Annotated in this window: 19 protein-coding genes; 12 read left to right on the plus strand and 7 right to left on the minus strand. The window is 71.3% G+C overall.

What is annotated here, in order from left to right; all coding sequences use genetic code 11:
• Positions 1-30: 30 nt before the first annotated feature.
• Entirely contained in the window at positions 31-327 is a 297-nt protein-coding gene (locus NOO62_RS24715) for a hypothetical protein (protein WP_268773044.1), read from the minus strand.
• Positions 328-889: 562 nt separating this feature from the next.
• Here NOO62_RS24715 and NOO62_RS24720 point away from each other — a divergent pair.
• Both NOO62_RS24720 and NOO62_RS24725 read left to right on the plus strand, forming a co-directional pair.
• Entirely contained in the window at positions 890-2,524 is a 1,635-nt protein-coding gene (locus NOO62_RS24720) for a helix-turn-helix domain-containing protein (RefSeq protein WP_268773045.1), read from the plus strand.
• 456 nt (positions 2,525-2,980) lie between these two features.
• On the plus strand, positions 2,981-3,970 hold the full coding sequence (locus NOO62_RS24725; protein WP_268773046.1) for a malate dehydrogenase: 990 nt from the start codon (positions 2,981-2,983) through the stop codon (positions 3,968-3,970).
• 67 nt (positions 3,971-4,037) lie between these two features.
• On the opposite strand, the gene NOO62_RS24730 is transcribed toward NOO62_RS24725, so the two are convergent.
• Positions 4,038-5,399 carry an MFS transporter gene (locus NOO62_RS24730; protein ID WP_268775755.1) on the minus strand — a complete coding sequence of 454 codons (1,362 nt, stop codon included), beginning with the start codon at positions 5,397-5,399 and terminating at the stop codon, positions 4,038-4,040.
• A 179-nt stretch (positions 5,400-5,578) separates the two neighbouring features.
• On the opposite strand from NOO62_RS24730, the gene NOO62_RS24735 reads away from it, so the two are divergent.
• Complete coding sequence (locus NOO62_RS24735) at positions 5,579-6,577, plus strand: LysR family transcriptional regulator (RefSeq protein WP_268773047.1); 999 nt, start codon at positions 5,579-5,581, stop codon at positions 6,575-6,577.
• On the opposite strand, the gene NOO62_RS24740 is transcribed toward NOO62_RS24735, so the two are convergent.
• Complete coding sequence (locus tag NOO62_RS24740; protein WP_268773048.1) at positions 6,489-6,815, minus strand: hypothetical protein; 327 nt, start codon at positions 6,813-6,815, stop codon at positions 6,489-6,491. The two genes, NOO62_RS24735 and NOO62_RS24740, sit on opposite strands and share 89 nt — an antisense overlap.
• 63 nt (positions 6,816-6,878) lie before the next feature.
• On the opposite strand from NOO62_RS24740, the gene NOO62_RS24745 reads away from it, so the two are divergent.
• The 7 genes from NOO62_RS24745 to NOO62_RS24775 all read left to right on the plus strand — a co-directional run bounded on the left by NOO62_RS24745 (position 6,879) and on the right by NOO62_RS24775 (position 15,026).
• A complete protein-coding gene (locus tag NOO62_RS24745; RefSeq protein WP_268773049.1) occupies positions 6,879-7,124 on the plus strand; it encodes a helix-turn-helix transcriptional regulator in 246 nt (81 codons plus the stop codon).
• Positions 7,121-7,660 (plus strand): hypothetical protein, encoded by a 540-nt coding sequence (locus NOO62_RS24750; RefSeq protein WP_268773050.1) that lies wholly within the window; start codon positions 7,121-7,123, stop codon positions 7,658-7,660. Before NOO62_RS24745 ends, NOO62_RS24750 begins: the two co-directional genes overlap by 4 nt.
• 101 nt (positions 7,661-7,761) lie before the next feature.
• Positions 7,762-9,291, plus strand: a complete 1,530-nt coding sequence (locus NOO62_RS24755) for an aldehyde dehydrogenase family protein (protein ID WP_268773051.1) — start codon at positions 7,762-7,764, stop codon at positions 9,289-9,291.
• A gap of 144 nt (positions 9,292-9,435) precedes the next feature.
• Entirely contained in the window at positions 9,436-10,971 is a 1,536-nt protein-coding gene (locus NOO62_RS24760; protein ID WP_268773052.1) for a GMC family oxidoreductase, read from the plus strand.
• On the plus strand, positions 10,968-12,062 hold the full coding sequence (locus NOO62_RS24765) for a quaternary amine ABC transporter ATP-binding protein (RefSeq protein ID WP_268773053.1): 1,095 nt from the start codon (positions 10,968-10,970) through the stop codon (positions 12,060-12,062). The genes NOO62_RS24760 and NOO62_RS24765 overlap by 4 nt, the downstream gene beginning before the upstream one ends.
• Complete coding sequence (locus NOO62_RS24770; RefSeq protein ID WP_268773054.1) at positions 12,062-14,059, plus strand: ABC transporter permease; 1,998 nt, start codon at positions 12,062-12,064, stop codon at positions 14,057-14,059. Before NOO62_RS24765 ends, NOO62_RS24770 begins: the two co-directional genes overlap by 1 nt.
• 1 nt (position 14,060) lies before the next feature.
• Positions 14,061-15,026: an ABC transporter substrate-binding protein gene (locus NOO62_RS24775; protein WP_268773055.1), complete on the plus strand. Its 966-nt coding sequence runs from the start codon at positions 14,061-14,063 to the stop codon at positions 15,024-15,026.
• Positions 15,027-15,082: 56 nt separating this feature from the next.
• Here NOO62_RS24775 and NOO62_RS24780 read toward each other — a convergent pair whose 3' ends face one another.
• From NOO62_RS24780 to NOO62_RS24790, 3 genes are read right to left on the minus strand one after another with little or no spacing between them, the layout of a single operon-like run.
• The gene (locus NOO62_RS24780; RefSeq protein ID WP_268773056.1) at positions 15,083-15,850 is read right to left on the minus strand and encodes an isocitrate lyase/PEP mutase family protein; all 768 of its coding nucleotides are present in this window, start codon (positions 15,848-15,850) and stop codon (positions 15,083-15,085) included.
• A complete protein-coding gene (locus NOO62_RS24785; protein ID WP_268773057.1) occupies positions 15,844-16,290 on the minus strand; it encodes a carboxymuconolactone decarboxylase family protein in 447 nt (148 codons plus the stop codon). The genes NOO62_RS24780 and NOO62_RS24785 overlap by 7 nt, the downstream gene beginning before the upstream one ends.
• Positions 16,287-16,781: a carboxymuconolactone decarboxylase family protein gene (locus NOO62_RS24790; RefSeq protein ID WP_268773058.1), complete on the minus strand. Its 495-nt coding sequence runs from the start codon at positions 16,779-16,781 to the stop codon at positions 16,287-16,289. The genes NOO62_RS24785 and NOO62_RS24790 overlap by 4 nt, the downstream gene beginning before the upstream one ends.
• Before the next feature lie 47 nt (positions 16,782-16,828).
• Here NOO62_RS24790 and NOO62_RS24795 point away from each other — a divergent pair, with 47 nt between their 5' ends.
• The gene (locus NOO62_RS24795; protein WP_268773059.1) at positions 16,829-18,274 is read left to right on the plus strand and encodes a PLP-dependent aminotransferase family protein; all 1,446 of its coding nucleotides are present in this window, start codon (positions 16,829-16,831) and stop codon (positions 18,272-18,274) included.
• Positions 18,275-18,370: 96 nt separating this feature from the next.
• Here the strand turns inward: NOO62_RS24795 and NOO62_RS24800 are convergent, their stop codons facing one another.
• Entirely contained in the window at positions 18,371-19,210 is an 840-nt protein-coding gene (locus tag NOO62_RS24800) for a hypothetical protein (RefSeq protein WP_268775756.1), read from the minus strand.
• 196 nt (positions 19,211-19,406) lie between these two features.
• Here NOO62_RS24800 and NOO62_RS24805 point away from each other — a divergent pair, with 196 nt between their 5' ends.
• Positions 19,407-19,667, plus strand: coding sequence for a hypothetical protein (locus NOO62_RS24805; protein ID WP_268775757.1), 261 nt, complete (start codon positions 19,407-19,409; stop codon positions 19,665-19,667).
• Positions 19,668-19,695: the final 28 nt, after the last annotated feature.

Consider the following 19,695-nt stretch of genomic DNA (forward strand, 5'->3'; position numbering starts at 1 on the left):
GATGTACTCAGCACGTGATCAGGACGTGGTTCAGCAGGTGACGACCTTGCCGTAGGAGCCGCGGCCCCAGTTCCACTCCCACTGCTCCCTGTTCTGGTACGTCAGACACGGCGAGTCGTTGCCCCAGTCGATGACGACCTTCAGGTGCATGGCATGGCCGCAGAGGTTGGTCACCTTCACGTACTTGCGGTGCTTGACGACGTCCCGCTTGACGCAGGCGGGCGCGGTGCCCGAGGTCGCCGAGGCGGCGGGCGGTGTCGCCAGGGTGGCGCCGAGGAGGGCGGCCGCGGCGAGTACGCCGCCGACGAGGCGCTGTCGGTGCTTCATGTCGGGCTCCTTGGGGTCTTGGGGTCGCGGGTCCTTGGGGTCCTTGGGGTCCTCGGATTTGTCGCAGGACCGACTCTGCCGAGTACGTGGGTTCCCAGGGCCGCAAGACATGCGGGAAACGGCCGACATCGCCCTTTCGGGGACGGTGCCCGTCCTCACCCCCGAGAGAGGACGGGCACCGCCGTTCGGGCTGATCCAGAGTCATGGACGCGCCAAGAGTGATCAAGGGAAGTTGACCCCTGTGGCACGGAGGTGACCATTCCGCAACGGGTGACGTAGGGCGAATCATGCATTCCGGATGGTTCGGGAGGTCTCGACCGGTGCCCGGGGTTCCGCATCGTGGCGGGGCGCGGCGGTGGGACACTGGGCCTGGACCGCGGGGAGCGCGGCGGAGTGCGGCAGCGCCCGCCGGTGGCCCGAATGCTCCCGTGTGCCCCTCATCCGGGAACTGACATCCTGGCTCCACGCATCCCTCTGGGTAGTCCAGGTCGGGGACGGCGCGGGTCGACGTGGGGGCGGCGCGGGGGCAGAACAGGCACGCACGGGGGGAAGAGGGGGAGTAATGCCTCGTTGGAAGGCGCTACCGGACGAGCTCGACCCGGAGGTCAGGGAGTTCGCCAGTCAGCTGCGCAGGCTGGTCGACCGCAGTGGTCTGAGCATTGCGGCGGTGTCCGACAGGACCGGCTACAGCAAGACGTCGTGGGAGCGCTATCTGAACGGGCGGCTGCTCGCACCCAAGGGGGCGATCGTCGCGCTGGCGGAGGTGACGGGGACGCCGCCCGTGCACCTCATCACCATGTGGGAGCTCGCTGAGCGGGCGTGGAGCCGTTCCGAGATGCGGCACGACATGACGATGCAGGCGATCCGCATCTCGCAGGCGCGGGCCGCGCTGGGGGAGCTGGGCCCGGACCCGATGGACGGGTCCGGCAAGGCGGACGGCGGCAAGGCGGCCAGCGGCAGGGCGGCGCCCAAGAAGGCGCCCAAGCCGGGCAAGTCGGACGGAAAGCGGGACGACGCGAAACCGCCCGGGAAGCAGGACCGGAAGGGGACGGGTCGGCAGGCACCGGGCCAGCAGACGCCGGGCCAGCAGGCGCCGGGCCAGCCAACGCCCGGCCAACACGCGCCGGGTCAGCAGACGCCTGGTCAGCACGCGCCGGGCCAGTCCACGCCCGGCCAGCCCACGCCCGGCCAGCAGACCCCGGGGCGGATGGCACCGGGGCAACAGGCGCCAGGACAACAGTCGCCGGGCCAACAGTCGCCGAGCCAGCAGTCGTCGAATCGCCCGGCTCCGGGCCAGTCAGCGCCGGGTCAGCCGACTTCAAGTCGAACCGCGCCCGATCGGAAGGTGCCTGAGAACGCGCCCTCCCCGTGGCCTTCGCCGCCGTCGTACCCTTCGCAGTCCTCCCGTCCGGGCCAGTCGTCCCCGCAGCCGCCCGCCCCCGGAGGCAGGGGTGCGGCGCGCAACGGTTCCGGCGGTGGTCTCGGGCCCGTGACCGGAGTGGCGGGCCCGGCCGGGGTGTCGCCCACCGTGGGGCCGCCCTCGGTCGGCTCGTACGGGGCGTCCAGTTCGTACGGTGATGTCTCGGCGTCCGCCTTCGGCGAGGCGGGGAGCCCCGGTGGCCCGGGCGGTGCTGGTGGTCCCGGTGGTCCTGGTGGGCCCGGTGGTCCAGGAGGCCCCGCCGGGTCACCGGACAGGCAGCGGCGGCGCCGCAAGCTGACGATGTTCCTCGCGGGCATAGTCGGCGCCCTCGTGGTCATCGCGGCCGCGGTCTTCATGACCGGGTTCGGCGGCGACGACAAGGGAGACGAGGCGAAGCCGTCCGTGACGCCGACGAAGAAGGACACGAAGCTGCCCGCCGGGGTCGAGTGCAGCGGCAAGGACTGTGCGGGCAAGGACCCCGAGAACATGGGCTGCGGCGGCGAGCTGGCCAGGACGACGTCGCGGGCGACGATCGGCAAGACGCTGGTCGAGGTCCGGTACAGCAAGACGTGCGGCGCCGCGTGGGCGCGGATCACACAGGCGACGCCGGGCGACGAGCTGACGATCACGGGGTCGGGCGGCGGCGCCGGGGCCAAGCAGAACAGCACGGTGAACGAGGACTTCGACGCGTACACGCCGATGGTGGCGGCCGATTCGGGGACCGCGGCGAAGGCGTGCGCGACGCTCACGTCCGGCCGGACGGGCTGCACGGAGTAGCCGTCCTGTCAGCCGTCCTGGTAGTCGTCCGGTTAGCTGTCCTGGCGGCGATTTCTTGGGTGAAGTCCCTGGTCAGGGGCGTGAGTTGGGGCCTCGGGCAGAAAGTTGAGAATTTGGGGGCATGACCTGTGACTCCGAGGGCAGGCGAACGGTACCCCCACGGGAGTGGTCACACCCCCACGGCGGCCGCCACGCTCCCCCCCCCTCGTGGCGGCCGCCCCCCTTTTTTTTGGGGGCGGCCGACCAGGTGGCCGAAGCTGTGGGCCGGGCCACACCGACCCGGCGCCAAGGGGTGGCCGGGGCGCGATAGCCTGACGGCGGATCTCTCTTGATGCCAAGAGATCGATCATCGAGAGGCGATCGAGGACTCGACGAGGCGTCGGCGGGGATCCAGGAACAAGGGGATCCACGTACGAGACCAGGGACCCCACCGCCAGCTGTCTTACGGAGATCGCCATGACCCGCACTCCCGTGAATGTCACCGTCACCGGCGCGGCCGGCCAGATCGGCTACGCGCTGCTCTTCCGCATCGCCTCGGGCCACCTGCTCGGCGCGGACGTGCCGGTCAACCTGCGCCTTCTCGAGATCACGCCGGCGCTGAAGGCCGCCGAGGGCACCGCCATGGAGCTCGACGACTGCGCCTTCCCGCTGCTGAACTCGATCGAGATCAGCGACGACCCGAACGTCGCCTTCGACGGCGCCAACGTCGCGCTGCTCGTCGGCGCCCGCCCCCGCACCAAGGGCATGGAGCGCGGTGACCTCCTCGAGGCCAACGGCGGCATCTTCAAGCCGCAGGGCAAGGCCATCAACGACCACGCCGCGGACGACATCAAGGTCCTGGTCGTCGGCAACCCCGCCAACACCAACGCGCTCATCGCGCAGGCCGCCGCCCCGGACGTACCGGCCGAGCGCTTCACCGCGATGACCCGCCTGGACCACAACCGCGCGCTCTCGCAGCTCGCGAAGAAGACCGGCTCCTCGGTCGCCGACATCAAGCGCCTCACCATCTGGGGCAACCACTCGGCCACCCAGTACCCGGACGTCTTCCACGCGGAGATCGCCGGCAAGAACGCCGCCGAGGTCGTCAACGACCAGGCCTGGCTCGCCGACACCTTCATCCCGACCGTCGCCAAGCGCGGTGCCGCGATCATCGAGGCCCGTGGCGCCTCGTCGGCCGCCTCCGCCGCCAACGCCGCCATCGACCACGTCCACACGTGGGTCAACGGCACGGCCGACGGCGACTGGACCTCCATGGGCATCCCGTCGGACGGTTCGTACGGCGTTCCCGAGGGCCTCATCTCCTCCTTCCCCGTCACCACCAAGGACGGCAAGTACGAGATCGTCCAGGGCCTGGAGATCAACGAGTTCTCGCGTACGCGCATCGACGCGTCCGTGCAGGAGCTCACCGAGGAGCGCGAGGCCGTCCGCGGTCTCGGCCTCATCTGAGTCGTACGACTTCCGCGCGACCGCCCCGGCAGATCCTGCCGGGGCGGTCGCGCGTTTTCGGTGCTGGTCATGGCTTCTTGCCGTAGCCGAGCGTGACCACCGCCGCCGTGGCGATCACCACGAGCGCCACGATGCGCAGCGCCGCCTCCATGCCGGCCGGGAAGCCGCCCGAGGCGTGCGAGGCCAGGGTCGTGCCGGTCACGGCCACGCCGAGCGCGGCGCCGACCTCGCGTGCCGAGGTGCTGAGCCCGGAGCCGAGGCCCGCCTGGTGGGGCGGGAGCGAGCCGACGACGCTCAGCGTGAGGATGGGCATGCACAGGCCCGTGCCCGCCGAGATGACCAGGAGCCAGCAGGCGTAGAGCGCGTAGGGCGTCGAGCCGTCCGCGGTGGACGCGCCGAGCAGGCCCAGGCCGATCAGGAGCAGGCCGCCGCCCGCCACCGCGCGCGGCGGTCCCGACCAGCGCGCGGCGAGCTTGGGCACGAGCACCATGCCGATGGTGAGCGGGACGATCGCGAGGCCCGCGCGTGCGGCGCCGTACCCCTTCTCGTACTGCAGGTACTGCGAGTTGACGTAGAAGAGCGAGAAGAGACCGAAGAAGCTCACGGCCGTGCCGAGCGTCGCGGCGCGCAGCCGCGGCGTGGCGAAGACCCGCGGGTCGAAGAGCGGGGCGCGCGAGCGCAGGGCGTGCGCGACGAAGAGCGCGACGAGGGCCGCGCCGCTCGCGAAGGCGGCCAGGATGCGCGCGGACGTCCAGCCGTACATCGGGCTCTCGATGATGCCGAAGAGCAGCGCGAGCAGACCGCCGGTGAGCAGCAGCGTGCCGACGGGGTCCAGAGCGGGGGCCTCGACCGCCTTGCCGGTACGGGGAACCACCCGTGCCACGGCGAGGGCGAGCAGCGCGGCGAGCGGCACCACCACCCAGAACAGCGCGCGCCAGGACAGGTACTGGCCGACGAGCCCGCCGCCGATGTTGCCCGTGAGGCCGCCGAGCCCGGCGGCGAGCGCCCAGGAGGCGACGGCGCGCGGCCGCTCCTCCCGCGAAGCGACGCGCATCATGATCGACATGGTCGCGGGCATGATCAGCGCGGCGCCCGCGCCGGAGACGCCGCGCCCGGCGATCAGCATCGCGGGGGAGACGGCGAGCGCGCTGACGGTCGCACCGGCGGCGAAGAGACCGAGTCCGGTGAGCAGCGCGCCCTTGCGGCCGTACCGGTCGCCGAGCGCACCGGCCGGGATGAGGAGCCCCGCGAAGACGATGACGTACGCGTCGACCGTCCACAGGAGTTCGCTGGACGAGGGGTGCAGCCCGGACGAGCTCAGCTGCGGTACGAGGAGGTTGATGGCGGCGACCATGCCCTGCGCGACGAGGACGCAGGCGCAGAGGGTGAACAGCGTCGACCGCTTCAGGAGGGACGGAGAGGGCTTCACAGGTGCGGGCGGGGTCGGCGGTGTCGCCGTTGTCGCCGTTGTCGGTGGTGTCGGCGGTGTCGGCGGCTTCAGGGCAGGCGAGGGCAAGGCTCCTCCTCGGGAGCGTCGTGGTGTGGGATGCCCTGTCACCGTAGGCTCGCCCTCGACTTGCTTTCCAGTGCAACTTTCACAAGGGGTGGATGCGTGTGACGCAATCCAGTGGTGCGGGCGGCCTCGATCTCAATCTGCTGGTCGCCCTCGACGTCCTCCTCGAGGAGCAGAGCGTGTCCGGCGCGGCCCGCAGACTGCATCTGTCGGAGCCCGCGATGAGCCGCACCCTCGGCCGCATCCGCAAGGCTCTCGGCGACCCCGTCCTCGTACGGGCCGGGCGCCAGATGGTGCCGACGCCGCACGCGCTGGCGGTGCAGGCGGAGGTGAGCGCGGTGGTCGAGCGGGCCCGCGCGCTCTTCGCCGGGCCCGGCGCCGTCGACCTGCGCACGGTCTCCCGGACCCTCTCGATCCTCGGCTCCGACGCGATCGCCGCCGCGTACGGCCCCGCGCTCTTCGCCCGCGCCGCCGAGGAGGCCCCCGGCGTACGGCTCCGCTTCCTCGGCGAGAGTCACGTCGACGAACCCATGCTGCGGCAGGGCACCGCCGATCTGGAGCTCGGCGTGATCGATACGACGGCGCCCGAGGTGCTCGTGGAGAAGATCCGTGAGGACCGGATGATCGGCCTGGCACGGCCCGGGCACCCCTTGCTGAAGGGGAAGTTGACGGCCCGACGGTTCGCCGAGGCCGACCATGTGACCGTCTCGCGCAGAGGGCGCCTGTCGGGGCCGCTGGACGCCGCCCTCGCCGAACTCGGCCTGGGCAGACGGGTGGTGGGCAGTATGGCGACGTTCTCGTCGTCCGTCTTCGTGCTGCTGCGCACGGACCTGGTGGGCCTGGCCGCGTCATGGACCCGCCCCCTCTCGGAGGCCCTGGGGCTGGTCACCTTCGAGGTCCCGGTGGACCTGCCGTCCCTCCCGCTGGGCATGGCCTGGCACCCCCGCCACGACGCGGACCCGGCGCACGCGTGGCTGCGGGCGTGCGCGCGGGACCTCCTCATGGCTACGTCGCCCGCAGCGCCGCCGCCTCCTTGGACAGCTGCACCGCCGACGCCAGGCTCAGACCCGGCTCGGCCTGGCGCAGGGCCCTGACCGCGTGGACCGAGTCGGCGGGACCCGTGTGCCCGGCGGCGGTGATCCGGCGCAGGGCCCAGCGGCCGCGCACCTCGGCGTCCGGGACGGCGGCCGCGCGGGCGACGAGCTCCATCGCGCGTTCGAGCCCCGGGCGGTCCCTCTCGTCGGCCGTGGCGAGTGCCTCGCGCAGCTCGTCCGTGACCGCGTCCGTGTCGCGCAGGGCGATCACCATCAGTTCCCGCTTGGTGCCGAACATGTTTCCCGCTCCCTGACTTCGCAGTTATTGCTGTCGTGCTCGTTAATGTAGTACTTCTTATACATGAGCGAGCAAGTGCACAACAGGTTGGCGATGGTGCGCGCCGAACGAAAGGTGTCGCGTCAGAGCCTGGCCGAGGCAGTGGGAGCCCACTACCAGACCATCGGCTACATCGAGCGCGGGCAGTACAACCCGAGCCTCGACCTTGCGTTGAAGATCGCGAAGTACTTCGCGCTGCCGGTCGAGGCCCTGTTCTCCCTCGAACCGTTTCGCCCGCTCACGGATCAGGTCTACGGGAGGGATCAATGATGAGGACCGACGAGCAGCCCACCATCACCGGTTACGACCGGCGCATGTACGCGATCATGAACCGTCGCGAAGCCGCCCCCCTCTACGCCACCGAGGCCCGCCGCAGGACCGTCGTCGTCGCGCACATCGTGCTGACCGCGGCCGGCATCGCGTGCGAGCTCTACTCCGTGCTCGGCGACGAACGCTGGGCGACCTTCGGACTCCTCGGCCTCCTGCTGCCGTGGTGCGTGGCGACCGGCGTGATCAACGGCGCGACCCGCGGCCTCCTCGAACTGCGCGTCCGCGCCCTCGACGAGCGGCAGCGCGCCGAGAAGAACCGCGTGGCGGCCCGCGCGCAGTACGTGATGATGTGGCTGCTGCTCGCCGCGACCGTCTGCACGGGTCTGGCCGGCTTCGCCGGGGTGGAGATCGAGGGGCTGATCTTCCCCGTGCTGTTCAGCGTGTTCGTCGTGCACTGGCTGATGCCGCTGTGGCTGGCGGGGCTCATGGCCGCGGACGAGCCGCCGGAGGAGGACCTGCCGGACGAAGAGGTCTGAAACACGCGCAGTGACACGGCGCACTTTCGGCCATCGAACGTGCATGCTTTCTTCCGCTCAGGGCAGGTGCACCCGGCTACCGCGAGTGACAGGTGGTGCATATGACAGGAACGGAAGGCAAACGCGACGTGTCCGCACAAAAGACCATCCACGTGGACGGAGAGTGGCGTGCCGCCACCTCCGGCGCCACCCGCGAGATCCTCGACCCGGCGGACGCCAAGCCGTTCGCCGTGATCGCCGAGGGCGGATCGGAAGACGCGGACGCCGCCATCGCAGCCGCCCGCAAGGCCTTCGACGAGGGCCCCTGGCCGGCCACGCCCGTGGCCGATCGCGCCGCTCTGCTGCGCCGCGTCGCCGACCTCCTCGTGCGCGACCGCGAGGAGATCGGCCTCCTGGAGAGCCGTGACGCGGGCAAGACCCTCGAAGAGGGCCGCGTCGACGTGGACTGCGTCGCCGACGCCTTCCGTTACTTCGCCGATCTGGTGATCGGCGAGGGCGCGGGCCGTGTCGTGGACGCCGGTTCCGACGACATCCACAGCGTCGTCGTGCACGAGCCCATCGGCGTCTGCACGATGATCACGCCCTGGAACTACCCGCTGCTCCAGGCCAGCTGGAAGATCGCGCCCGCGCTCGCCGCGGGCAACACCTTCGTCATCAAGCCCAGCGAGATCACCCCGCTGACGACGGTCGCGCTCATCGAGCTGCTCGTCGAGGCGGGTCTCCCCGCCGGAGTCGCGAACATCGTGACCGGCCCCGGCCACACCGTCGGCGCCCGGCTCGCCGACCACCCCGACGTCGACCTGGTCTCCTTCACCGGCGGCCTCGTCTCCGGCACCAAGGTCGCCCAGGCCGCCGCGCTCGGCGTGAAGAAGGTCGCCCTGGAGCTCGGCGGCAAGAACCCCAACGTGGTGTTCGCCGACGCCTGCGCCACCGAGGAAGGGTTCGACACCGCCGTCGACCAGGCCCTGAACGCCGCCTTCATCCACAGCGGGCAGGTCTGCTCCGCCGGTGGCCGCCTCATCATCGAGGAATCCGTGCGCGAGCGGTTCGTCGCCGAGCTCGCCCGCCGGGCCGCGAAGATCAAGCTCGGCCGCGGCACCGAGGACGGCGTCGAGTGCGGTCCGCTCGTCTCGCGGCAGCAGCGCGAGAAGACCGAGATGTACGTCGCCTCCGCCCTGGAGGAGGGCGCGGTGCTCCGCTCCGGCGGCAAGCGCCCCGAGCCGAGCGACGTGCGCCCCGCCGAGGGGTACTTCTACGAGCCGACCGTGCTCGACCAGTGCCACCGCGAGATGAAGGTCGTACGGGAAGAGGTCTTCGGGCCCGTCCTCAGCGTCGAGACCTTCCGCACCGAGGACGAGGCCGTCGCGCTCGCCAACGACACCGAGTACGGGCTCGCGGGCGCGGTGTGGACCAGCGACCAGGGCCGCGCGAGCCGCATGGCCCGCCGGATGCGCCACGGCACGATCTGGATCAACGACTTCCACCCCTACCTTCCGCAGGCGGAGTGGGGCGGCTTCGGCAAGAGCGGCGTCGGGCGCGAGCTCGGTCCCGCGGGCCTCGCCGAGTACCGCGAGTCCAAGCACATCTACCAGAACCTGGCACCGGCACCGGTGCGCTGGTTCGCCGGCTGACACAAGCCGTATCCGGCTGACACAAGCCGTACAGAGGTACGCGCGGGGCGGGAGGTCCGCCCCGCGCGCAACACGTTCAAGCGCCCCCCGCTCATTACGCGCAAGCACCTTGGCACGACCTCGCAGGAAGAGGAGCACGTACGCATGTCTGACCAGACCGAGTTCGACTACGTCATCGTCGGTGGCGGCACCGCGGGATCGGTGATCGCGTCCCGCCTCACCGAGAACCCGGACGTCACCGTCGCCGTCATCGAGGGCGGCCCCAGCGACATCGACCGGGAGGACGTCCTCACGCTGCGCAAGTGGCTCGGCCTGCTCGGCGGCGAGCTGGACTACGAGTACACGACCACCGAGCAGCCGCGCGGCAACTCCCACATCCTGCACAGCCGCGCCAAGGTGCTCGGCGGCTGCTCGTCGCACAACACCCTGATCTCCTTCAAGCCGCTGCCGTCCGACTGGGACGAGTGGGAGGCGGCGGGCGCCACCGGCTGGAACGCCAAGGCCATGGACCCGTACTTCGGCAAGCTGCGCAACAACGTCGTACGCGTCGCCAAGAAGGACCAGAACCAGATCGCCACCGACTGGGTCGAGGCGACGAAGACCGCACTCGGCGTCCCCGAGGTCGTCGGCTTCAACGACAAGCCCTTCGACGAGGGCGTCGGCTTCTTCGACCTCTCGTACCACCCGGAGAACAACAAGCGCTCCTCCGCGTCCGTCGCCTACCTCCACCCCCACATGGAGGCCGGTGACCGCCCGAACCTCCACCTCTTCCTGGAGACCTGGGCCACCAAGCTGGAGCTGGCGGGCAAGACGGCCCACGGCGTCCACATCCGCACCAAGGACGGCGCGGAGAAGCTGTTCACCGCCCGCCGCGAGGTGCTCGTCTGCGCCGGCGCCGTCGACACGCCGAGGCTGCTCATGCACTCCGGCATCGGCCCGAAGAAGGACCTCGAAGCCCTCGGCATCCCGGTCGTCCACGACCTGCCGGGCGTCGGCGAGAACCTCATCGACCACCCCGAGTCGGTCATCGTCTGGGAGACCAACGGGCCGATCCCCGGCAACTCCGCGATGGACTCGGACGCCGGTCTGTTCGTGAAGCGGGACCCGGACCACAAGGGCCCGGACCTGATGTTCCACTTCTACCAGATCCCGTTCACCGACAATCCGGAGCGTCTCGGCTACGAACGCCCCGAGCACGGCGTGTCGATGACCCCGAACATTCCCAAGTCCCGCGCCCGCGGCCGTCTCTACCTGACGTCGGCGGACCCGGAGGTCAAGCCCGCCCTCGACTTCAAGTACTTCGAGGACGAAGGCGACTACGACGGGCAGACCCTCGTCGACGGCATCAAGCTGGCCCGCAAGGTCGCCGAGGCCGAGCCGTTCAAGAAGTGGCTCAAGCGCGAGGTCTTCCCCGGCCCCGAGGTCACCGACGACGCCGACATCAGCGAGCTCGTCCGCAAGGCCGCACACACCGTCTACCACCCGGCGGGCACCTGCCGAATGGGTGCTTCCACTGATGAACTCGCCGTGGTCGACCCGGAGCTGAAGATCCGGGGCCTGGCAGGAATCCGTATCGCGGACGCATCCGTCTTCCCGACGATGCCCGCCGTGAACCCGATGATCGGAGTACTCATGGTCGGGGAGAAATGTGCCGAGATCCTTGGTGGTGACGGCCGATGAGCGAGGCCACCGTGACGACCACGGACCAGGACGAGACGCCCGCGGGCGGGCCCGTCTTCGCCGTCAAGAACCTCTGGAAGGTCTTCGGCCCCAAGGCCGAGCGAATACCGGACGACACCTCACTGCACGGCCTGAGCCCCGCCGAACTGCGTGAGCGGACCGGCTGCACCGCCGCCGTCCGCGATGTGTCCTTCGAGGTCGACAAGGGCGAGGTCTTCGTCGTCATGGGCCTGTCGGGCTCGGGCAAGTCCACCCTCGTACGCTGCCTGACCCGGCTCATCGAGCCGACCTCCGGCACCCTCGCCATCGACGGCGAGGACGTCCTCGCCATGGACAAGACCCGCCTGCGCGAACTCCGCCGCCACCGTGCCGCCATGGTCTTCCAGCACTTCGGGCTCCTGCCGCACCGCTCGGTCCTCGACAACGTCGCGTACGGCCTGGAGATCCAGGGCGTCGGCAAGGCCGAGCGCCGCGCCAAGGCCCTCGAAGTCGTCAAGAAGGTCGGCCTCGAAGGGCTCGAACAGCGCAAGCCCGGCCAGCTCTCCGGCGGCCAGCAGCAGCGTGTGGGCCTCGCCCGCGCCCTCGCCGTCGACCCCGAGGTCCTCCTCTTCGACGAGCCGTTCAGCGCCCTCGACCCGCTGATCCGCCGCGACATGCAGGAAGAAGTCGTCCGCCTGCACCGCGACGAGGGCCGCACCATGGTCTTCATCACCCACGACCTCAGCGAGGCCCTCAAGCTCGGCGACCGCATCGCCCTGATGCGCGACGGCCGCGTCGTCCAGATCGGCACCCCCGAGGAGATCGTCGGCTCCCCGGCCGACGACTACGTCCGCGACTTCGTCCGCGACGTCGTCCGCGCCGACGTCATGAGCGTCCGCAGCGCCATGCGTCCCGCCGACGACGACGAGGAGAACAGCGGCGCCGCCCTCGCCCCCGACGCCAAGGTCTCCGAGGCCATCGAGGCCGTCGCCCGCTCCGGCTTCCCGGTGCGCGTCATGGACGGCAAGCGCTGCCTCGGCGTGGTCGACCACGCCGGGCTGCTCGCCGTCGTGGCGGGAACGGCCCCCGAAAAGGGCGAGGTGGTCGCCTGATGGCCACCGCCACCGCCTCCAGTCCCGTACGAGATACGGGAATCGGCGCGCTCCTGCGGCACCGTGCCGTCGGCAAGCTCCTGCTGCTCGCCGTCGCCGCGGCGGTCCTCGTGCCGATCGCCAACGCCAAGTGGGCCTCCGGCGCCTGGCCGGACGCGCTCACCGTCGACCTGACCGAGCCGCTGGCCAGGACCACCGACTGGATCATCGACAACCGTGACAGCCACTGGCTGTTCACCTACTTCTTCGGCCACATCAGCAACGCCATCGTGGTGTCCGTGCGCGCCGTCTACCTGGTGCTCCTCGCGGGCGGCTGGGCCGGTGTCATCGCCGGCGGCGCGCTCATCGCCTGGCGGGTCGCGGGCGTGCGCCTCGCGGTCCTCACGGCCGCCTCGTTCGGGCTGTGCGGACTGCTCAACATGTGGGTCCCGACGATGCAGACGCTGGCGCTGATGGTCGTCGCCGTCCTCGCGTCCGTCGTGCTCGGCGTCCTCATGGGACTCGCGGCCGGGCTCAGCGACCGGGTCTTCCGCATGCTGCGGCCCGTGCTCGACACCATGCAGGTGTTCCCCGCCTTCTCGTACCTGCTGCCCGCCGTCCTCATCTTCGGCGTCGGCGTGCCCGCCGCGGTCCTCGCGACGGTCATCTACGCCGCCCCGCCCATGGCCCGCCTCACCGCGCTCGGCCTGCGCGGCGCCGACGGCGGCGTGATGGAAGCCGTCACCTCGCTCGGCACCACCGCCCGCCAGCGGCTGTTCTCCGCGCGCCTCCCGCTGGCCCGCAAGGAACTCCTGCTCGGCCTCAACCAGACCATCATGATGGCGCTCTCGATGGCCGTCATCGCCTCGATGATCGGCGGCGCCGGTCTCGGTGACCGCGTCTACCAGGCGCTCGGCTCCGTCGACGTCGGCGCGGCCCTCGCCGCGGGCATCCCGATCGTGCTGCTCGCCGTGGTCCTCGACCGCGTCACGAGCGCCGCCGGTGAGCGGATGGGCGCGAACCCGGTGGACCGGCAGACGCGGGGCGGCGCCTACTGGTGGGTGACCGGCGGGCGCGGCTCCGCCCTCGCCGCCGTGGTCACCGCCGTCGTCGCCGTCGCCTTCCGCTTCGCCGACCGCCTCGACTGGCCGGAGAGCTGGACGGTGAACATCGTCGAGCCGGTCAACACCGCCAAGGAGTGGATGGTCGACCACATCTACACCGGCGTGCCCGTCGTCGGCGGCACCGCCGACTGGGCCGCGCACTTCACCACCTGGGTCCTCGACCCGGTACGCGACGGACTGCAGGGCATGCCCTGGTGGTCGGTGCTGCTCGTCGTCGCGGCCCTCGCCTGGCTGATCGGCACCTGGCAGACCGCGCTCACCGCCGTCCTCGCGATGGCGGGCATCGGCGTGCTCGGCGTCTGGGACAAGTCCCTCGACACGCTCTCGCAGGTCCTCGCCGCCGTCGCCGTCACCACCGTCGTCGGCTTCGCGATCGGCATCGCGACCGCCCGCAGCGAGCGCTTCGAACGGCTGCTCCGCCCGGTCCTCGACATCTTCCAGACGATGCCGCAGTTCGTGTACCTCATCCCGGTCGTCGCCCTCTTCGGCATCGGCCGCGCCCCCGCGGTCGCGGCGGCCATCGTGTACGCGCTGCCCGCCGTCATTCGCATCACCACGCAGGGCCTGCGCCAGGTCAGCCCCGCCGCGATGGAGTCGTCGAAGTCCCTCGGCGCGACCGACTGGCAGCGGCTGCGCCAGGTGCAGCTCCCGCTGGCCCGCCCGGCGCTGCTGCTCGCCGTCAACCAGGCGGTCGTCCTCGTCCTCGCCGTCGTCGTCATCGGCGGTCTGGTCGGCGGTGGCGCGCTCGGCTACGACGTGCTGTACGGCATCGCACAGGGCGACCTGGCCTCCGGCCTGGTCGGCGGCGCCGCCATCGTCTGCCTCGGTCTGATGCTCGACCGGGTGACGCAGCCGACGGTCCGCAGGGAACACAGCGCGAAGAAGGGGGCGTGACATGCGAGTACGTACGCGTGTACTGAGCGCCGTGACCGCGGCCGGGGCGCTGCTCGCGATGAGCGGGTGCGGCAAGGCCGACATGACCAAGCAGTCGTCCCCCTACGCCAACGCGGCGGGCGCCAAGACCGTGACGCTCTCCGTGCAGTCCTGGGTCGGCGCGCAGGCGGACGTCGCCGTCGCCGAGTACCTGCTCGACCACGAGCTGGGCTACCGCGTCGACAAGGTCCAGATCGACGAGGTCCCCGCCTGGGACGCCCTCAGCCAGGGCCGCGTCGACGCGATCATGGAGGACTGGGGCCACCCCGAGCAGGAACAGCGGTACATCAAGGACAAGAAGACGATCGTCCCCGGTGGCGACGTCGGCGTGACCGGGCACATCGGCTGGTACGTCCCCACGTACTTCGCGAAGAAGCACCCGGACGTCACGAACTGGAAGAACCTCAACAAGTACGCGGACCAGTTCCGTACGGCGGAGAGCGGCGGCCAGGGCCAGCTCATGGACGGCTCCCCGTCGTACGTCACGAACGACAAGGCGCTCGTCAAGAACCTCGACCTGGACTACAAGGTCGTCTTCGCGGGCTCCGAGGCGGCGCAGATCACCCAGATCGAGCAGTTCGCCAAGCAGCGGAAGCCGTTCCTGACGTACTGGTACAAGCCGCAGTGGCTCTTCGACAAGGTGCCGATGACAGAGGTGAAGCTGCCCGCGTACAAGGAGGGCTGCGACGCCGACCCGGCGAAGATCAAGTGTGCCTACCCGCACACGCCGCTGCAGAAGTACTTCAACGCGGACTTCGCGAAGAAGGGCGGCGACGCCGCGGAGTTCCTCAAGAAGTTCCACTGGTCCGAGAAGGACCAGAACGAGGTCTCCCTGCTGATCGCGGACAAGAAGATGTCCCCGCAGGACGCGGCCAAGGCGTGGATCGACAAGAACGAGTCGACGTGGAAGGCGTGGCTGCCCAAGTAGCGGCCCGCCGACCGGTGTGAGGGTGCCGGGCTCCCGCTGTGCGGGGCCCGGCACTGTCATGCCCGGCGCAGTCCGTCGGTGATGTCGCGCAGCGCCGCCATGGTGCGGCGCAGCAGGCCGGGGCCGAACGTGACGCGTGTCGCGCCGAGTTCGCCCAGCTCGCGGAGGGAGGGGCCGTCCGGCAGCGCGAGGACGTTGAGCGGTCCCTCGATGCCCGCCCGCAGGACGGGGATCGCCTCGGGCGGCGCGAGGATCGGGTAGACGCAGTCCGCGCCCGCCGCCACGTACAGGCGGGCCCGCTCGATCGCCCGCTCCGGGTCGGCGACCCCGCGGACGAACGTGTCGACGCGCGCGTTGACCACGAGGTGGTCGCCCGCCGCCTCCCGCACCCGCGCCAGCCAGTCCGCCTGCTCCCGCGGGTCCCGGAGCACACCCGTGGAGCCACCGCCCGCGCCCGCGCCCGCGTCCTCGCCCTCGTACGAGTCCTCCAGGTTGCAGCCGACGGCGCCCGCTTCGAGGAGGCGCTCCACCAGCTCCTTCGCCGTCAGGCCGTAGCCGGTCTCGGCGTCCATGGTCACCGGTACGCCGACGGCCCGGGTGATCCGGCCCACCGCCTCGAACATCTCCTTCGGCGGCACCTGCCCGTCCTCGTACCCGAGGGAGAGCGCGATGCCGGCGCTGGGCGTTGCGAGCGCCTCGTACCCCGCCTCCTCGAAGACGCGGGCGCTCGCGGCGTCCCACGGTCCCGGCAGGACCAGCGGGTCGCCTGGCGCCCGGCCGTGGTGGAGGGCGCGCAGCGTGGCCGCGGTACTGGGGTTCACCATGCCGGTCCTCCGGGTGCGATACGGCGGCTGACCATCAGCCGGTTCCAGCTGTTGATGACGGTGATCACGCCGAGGAGATGGGCGAGGTCCCCCTCGGTGAAGTGCTCGGCGGCCTTCGCGTACACCGTGTCGGGCACGAAGCCCTCGGTGAGGACGGTGACGGCCTCGGTGAGGGCGAGGGCGGCTCGTTCGCGTGCACTGAAGAGGTCGCCCGCCTCCTCCCAGGCGTTCAGGAGCGCGATGCGCTTCGGGGTCTCGCCGTGCTCCAGGGCGACGTCCACGTGCATGTCGAGGCAGAAGGCGCAGGCGTTGATCTGTGAGGCCCGCATCATCACGAGCTCGGCGAGGACGGGGTCGCCGAGGCCCTTCTTCGCGGCGGCGCTCAGCGCACTCATCGCGCCGGCGACGCCGCGGTCCAAGTGCGTGGTGCGAGGGCTCACTTGTCGCCCTCGGCCTTGTAGTGCCCCGGCACCTGGCGGGTGCTGACGCCGAAGCGGTTCCACGCGTTGATGACGGTGATCGCGGCGATGAGCTGGGTCAGCTCCGCCTCCTCGAAGTGCGCGGCGGCCTTCGCGTACACCTCGTCCGGCACGAAGCCGTCGGTCAGCACGGTGATGGCCTCGGTCAGTTCGAGCGCGGCGATCTCCTTCGCCGTGTAGAAGTGCTGCGACTCCTCCCAGGCGCTGAGCTGGATGATCCGTTCGACGCTCTCGCCCGCCGCGAGGGCGTCCTTGGAGTGCATGTCGAGGCAGAGCGCGCAGCGGTTGATCTGCGAGGCGCGGATCTTGACGAGCTCGTAGATCACCGGGTCGAGGCCCTTACGGGCGGCCGCGTCGAGCTTGATCATCGCTTTGAAGACCTCGGGGGCGTGCTGGGCCCAGGCGAGTCGGGGGGTGTGCTCGTGGACGTGGGCTTCGGAGGGAACGTTCATGATGTCGACGCTACGTCCGGAGTAGCCCACCGGTATGGTCCATTTCCATGGGAGATACGTGGGCCACTCTGGGTGTCGACCTCCATCTGGAGACCGGCGGCGACGGGTCACGCCACGGCGTCCGCAAGGGCCTCACGGACGCGCTGCGGGAGGCCGTGCGCGGCGGCCGCCTCGCCCCCGGCACCCGCCTCCCGTCGTCCCGCTCGCTCGCCGCCGACCTCGGCATCGCACGGAACACGGTCGCCGACGCGTACGCCGACCTGGTCGCCGAGGGCTGGCTCACCGCCCGCCAGGGTTCGGGCACGCGCGTCGCGATGGGGGTCCCCCCTGGTCGAGCGGAGCCGAGAGCTCGGGGGAGGGTCGTTTCGCCGCCGGTGCGGCCCGCGCCGCCGCGCAGGACGGGCGGGGCGCCCACGTACAACCTCACGCCCGGGTCGCCGGACCTCGCGTCGTTCCCGCGCGCGGAGTGGCTCAAGGCGGCCCGGCGCGCGCTGGCGGCGGCCCCGAACAGCGCCCTCGGGTACGCGGACCCGCGCGGCCGCGTCGAGCTGCGCACCGCACTCGCCGGGTACCTCGCACGGGCGCGGGGCGTCCACGCCGACCCCGACCGCATCGTCGTCACCGCCGGGTTCGTGCACGCCCTCGCGGTCATCGGCCGGGTGCTGCGGGCGCGCGGGGAGCGGGAGGTGACCGTCGAGTCGTACGGCCTCGACATCCACTGGAACCTGCTGCACCGCGCAGGACTGCGCACGGTCCCCCTCGCCTTCGACGCACTCGGCACCGACGTCTCGGGCCTCGGCCCCGGCTCGGCGAAGGCGGTGCTGCTCACCCCCGCGCACCAGTTCCCGATGGGCGTTCCCCTGCACCCCGACCGGCGCGCCGCCGCCGTCGACTGGGCGCGGCGCGAGGGCGGGGTGATCATCGAGGACGACTACGACGGCGAGTTCCGCTACGACCGTCAGCCGGTCGGCGCCCTCCAGGGCCTCGACCCCGAGCACGTGATCTACCTCGGCACGGCGAGCAAGTCCCTCGCACCCGGCCTGCGGCTCGGCTGGATGGTGCTGCCGTCCGGCCTGCACGCGGAGGTCCTCGCCGAGAAGGAGGCCGCGGGAGCGTCCTGCGGTGCGCTCGACCAGCTGACGCTCGCGGAGTTCATCACGTCGGGGGCGTACGACCGCCACGTCAGGGGCGCACGGCTGCGGTACCGGCGCCGCAGGGACCACCTGGTCGAGGCGGTGGCGGGGCGGGCGCCCGACGTGCGGGCCACCGGCATCGCGGCCGGGCTGCACGCGGTGCTCCAACTGCCGCCCGGCACCGAGCGGTCCATCGTCCAGGCCGCCAATTGGGAACGCCTCGCGGTCCAGGGCCTCAGCGGCTTCCGCCACCCGCTCGCGGTGACGCCGCGGGAGGACGCGCTGGTGGTGGGGTACGGGACACCGGCGGAGCATGCGTGGGCGGGGGCGGTGGAGGCGTTGTGCCGGGTGCTGCCGTGACGGTTGGACATTTCAGCCCCTCCGGCGATTGAGGAGCGGGGTCCGGGGCGGAGCCCCGGGGCAGGGCGAAGGCCGGCGTGCGGATTCCGGACAGGGCTAACCCCGCCGCCCCAGCGAAGCGTCAGGCGCCTCACCGAAGCGGGCCAGCGCCAACGCCCCCGCGACCGCCACCGCGAAGCCCAGGATCGCCAGCCAGCCCAGCCCCTCCCGCGTGCGGTCGCCCAGCCAGACCACGCCCACCAGGGCGGGACCGATCGTCTCGCCGAGCACCATGCCCGCCGTCGCCGTCGTCACCGACCCCCGCTGGAGCGCCGACGTGAGCAGCAGGAACGCCGCTCCTCCGCCCACCAGCAGCGCGTACGTCGCCGGATTGGCGAGCAGCGCGCCCGGCGACACGTCGTCGATGAGGCGCACGGTCACCTCGACGACCCCGAACCCGCACCCCGCCCCGAGGCCCAGCGCCAGCGCCCGCCCCCGGTCGGGCAGCCGCCCCGCGACGGCGCCGAGCACGAGCACGGCGACGGCGATGCCGAGCATCACGTACCGCAACGCCGTCGATCCGGTGCGGTCGCCCTCGTCGCCGGACGCGAGGCCCAGCATCGCGAGGCCCGCACAGACGACGCCGACCGCGCCCCACTCGACGCCGCTCAGCCGCACCCGCAGCAGCCGGGCCGCGACCACCGCGGTCACGGCGAGACTCGCGGCGAGCGCGGCGCCCACGGCGTAGATCGGGACGGAGCGCAGCGCCACGATCTGCAGCAGGAAGCCGAGCCCGTCGAGGGCGAGCCCCGCGACGTACCGCCACTGGCGCAGCGCGCGCAGCAGCAGCGCGGGGTCGACGCCGGAGCCGGTGCCCGGCGTCGTGGCGCGGGTGGCGACCGCCTGGAGAACCGAGGCCGTACCGAAGCAGATCGCCGAGCCGAGAGCGCAAATCATCCCAAGAGACACGAAGTGACTGTAGAGGAAGGTGAGTCAAAGGAGACCCAAGGGACATCCGGTGCAGGTGGCTGGCACGGTTCACGGGGGCTTACCTACGCTGATCTTCGAACGCGTACGAAGACGGGCAACGGGGGATCACGTGACGAAGAAACAACCACGACGGCTGCGCTCGAGCACCGTCGTACTGGGCGGCATGGGCGTCCTCGCGGCGGCCCTGACCTCCTGCGGCTCGGACCCGGACCGACGCTGCGTGGACCGGGACAGCTACGACACGTTCCGCGGGTACAAGATCGTCGGCGACAAGAACTGCAAGTCCTCGGGGCGTACCGACCGCGCTTGGTACTACGACTCCGACGTCGACGGACGCTACGCCGACTACGGGACGTTCAGCCGCAGCGAGGCCGTCGACCGGGACGGCTTCGGCTGCTCGGGCAGCGGCAGCGGCGGCGGCTGAGCGGACGGATCAGGACCGGACACGGCAC

The organism is Streptomyces sp. Je 1-369, from assembly GCF_026810505.1.
In the GTDB taxonomy this organism is placed as follows: Bacteria; Actinomycetota; Actinomycetes; order Streptomycetales; family Streptomycetaceae; genus Streptomyces.

What these genes read in the sequence shown, in the direction of transcription:
- NOO62_RS24775 (WP_268773055.1), top strand. Translation starts at nt 14,061, where the DNA reads ATGCGAGTACGTACGCGTGTACTGAGCGCCGTGACCGCGGCCGGGGCG.
- NOO62_RS24760 (WP_268773052.1), top strand. Translation starts at nt 9,436, where the DNA reads ATGTCTGACCAGACCGAGTTCGACTACGTCATCGTCGGTGGCGGCACC.
- NOO62_RS24765 (WP_268773053.1), top strand. Translation starts at nt 10,968, where the DNA reads ATGAGCGAGGCCACCGTGACGACCACGGACCAGGACGAGACGCCCGCG.
- NOO62_RS24770 (WP_268773054.1), top strand. Translation starts at nt 12,062, where the DNA reads ATGGCCACCGCCACCGCCTCCAGTCCCGTACGAGATACGGGAATCGGC.
- NOO62_RS24780 (WP_268773056.1), bottom strand. Translation starts at nt 15,850, where the DNA reads ATGGTGAACCCCAGTACCGCGGCCACGCTGCGCGCCCTCCACCACGGC.
- NOO62_RS24800 (WP_268775756.1), bottom strand. Translation starts at nt 19,210, where the DNA reads ATGATTTGCGCTCTCGGCTCGGCGATCTGCTTCGGTACGGCCTCGGTT.
- NOO62_RS24795 (WP_268773059.1), top strand. Translation starts at nt 16,829, where the DNA reads ATGGGAGATACGTGGGCCACTCTGGGTGTCGACCTCCATCTGGAGACC.
- NOO62_RS24740 (WP_268773048.1), bottom strand. Translation starts at nt 6,815, where the DNA reads ATGTTCGGCACCAAGCGGGAACTGATGGTGATCGCCCTGCGCGACACG.
- NOO62_RS24720 (WP_268773045.1), top strand. Translation starts at nt 890, where the DNA reads ATGCCTCGTTGGAAGGCGCTACCGGACGAGCTCGACCCGGAGGTCAGG.
- NOO62_RS24715 (WP_268773044.1), bottom strand. Translation starts at nt 327, where the DNA reads ATGAAGCACCGACAGCGCCTCGTCGGCGGCGTACTCGCCGCGGCCGCC.
- NOO62_RS24755 (WP_268773051.1), top strand. Translation starts at nt 7,762, where the DNA reads ATGACAGGAACGGAAGGCAAACGCGACGTGTCCGCACAAAAGACCATC.
- NOO62_RS24805 (WP_268775757.1), top strand. Translation starts at nt 19,407, where the DNA reads ATGGGCGTCCTCGCGGCGGCCCTGACCTCCTGCGGCTCGGACCCGGAC.
- NOO62_RS24745 (WP_268773049.1), top strand. Translation starts at nt 6,879, where the DNA reads ATGAGCGAGCAAGTGCACAACAGGTTGGCGATGGTGCGCGCCGAACGA.
- NOO62_RS24750 (WP_268773050.1), top strand. Translation starts at nt 7,121, where the DNA reads ATGATGAGGACCGACGAGCAGCCCACCATCACCGGTTACGACCGGCGC.
- NOO62_RS24790 (WP_268773058.1), bottom strand. Translation starts at nt 16,781, where the DNA reads ATGAACGTTCCCTCCGAAGCCCACGTCCACGAGCACACCCCCCGACTC.
- NOO62_RS24735 (WP_268773047.1), top strand. Translation starts at nt 5,579, where the DNA reads ATGCGTGTGACGCAATCCAGTGGTGCGGGCGGCCTCGATCTCAATCTG.
- NOO62_RS24725 (WP_268773046.1), top strand. Translation starts at nt 2,981, where the DNA reads ATGACCCGCACTCCCGTGAATGTCACCGTCACCGGCGCGGCCGGCCAG.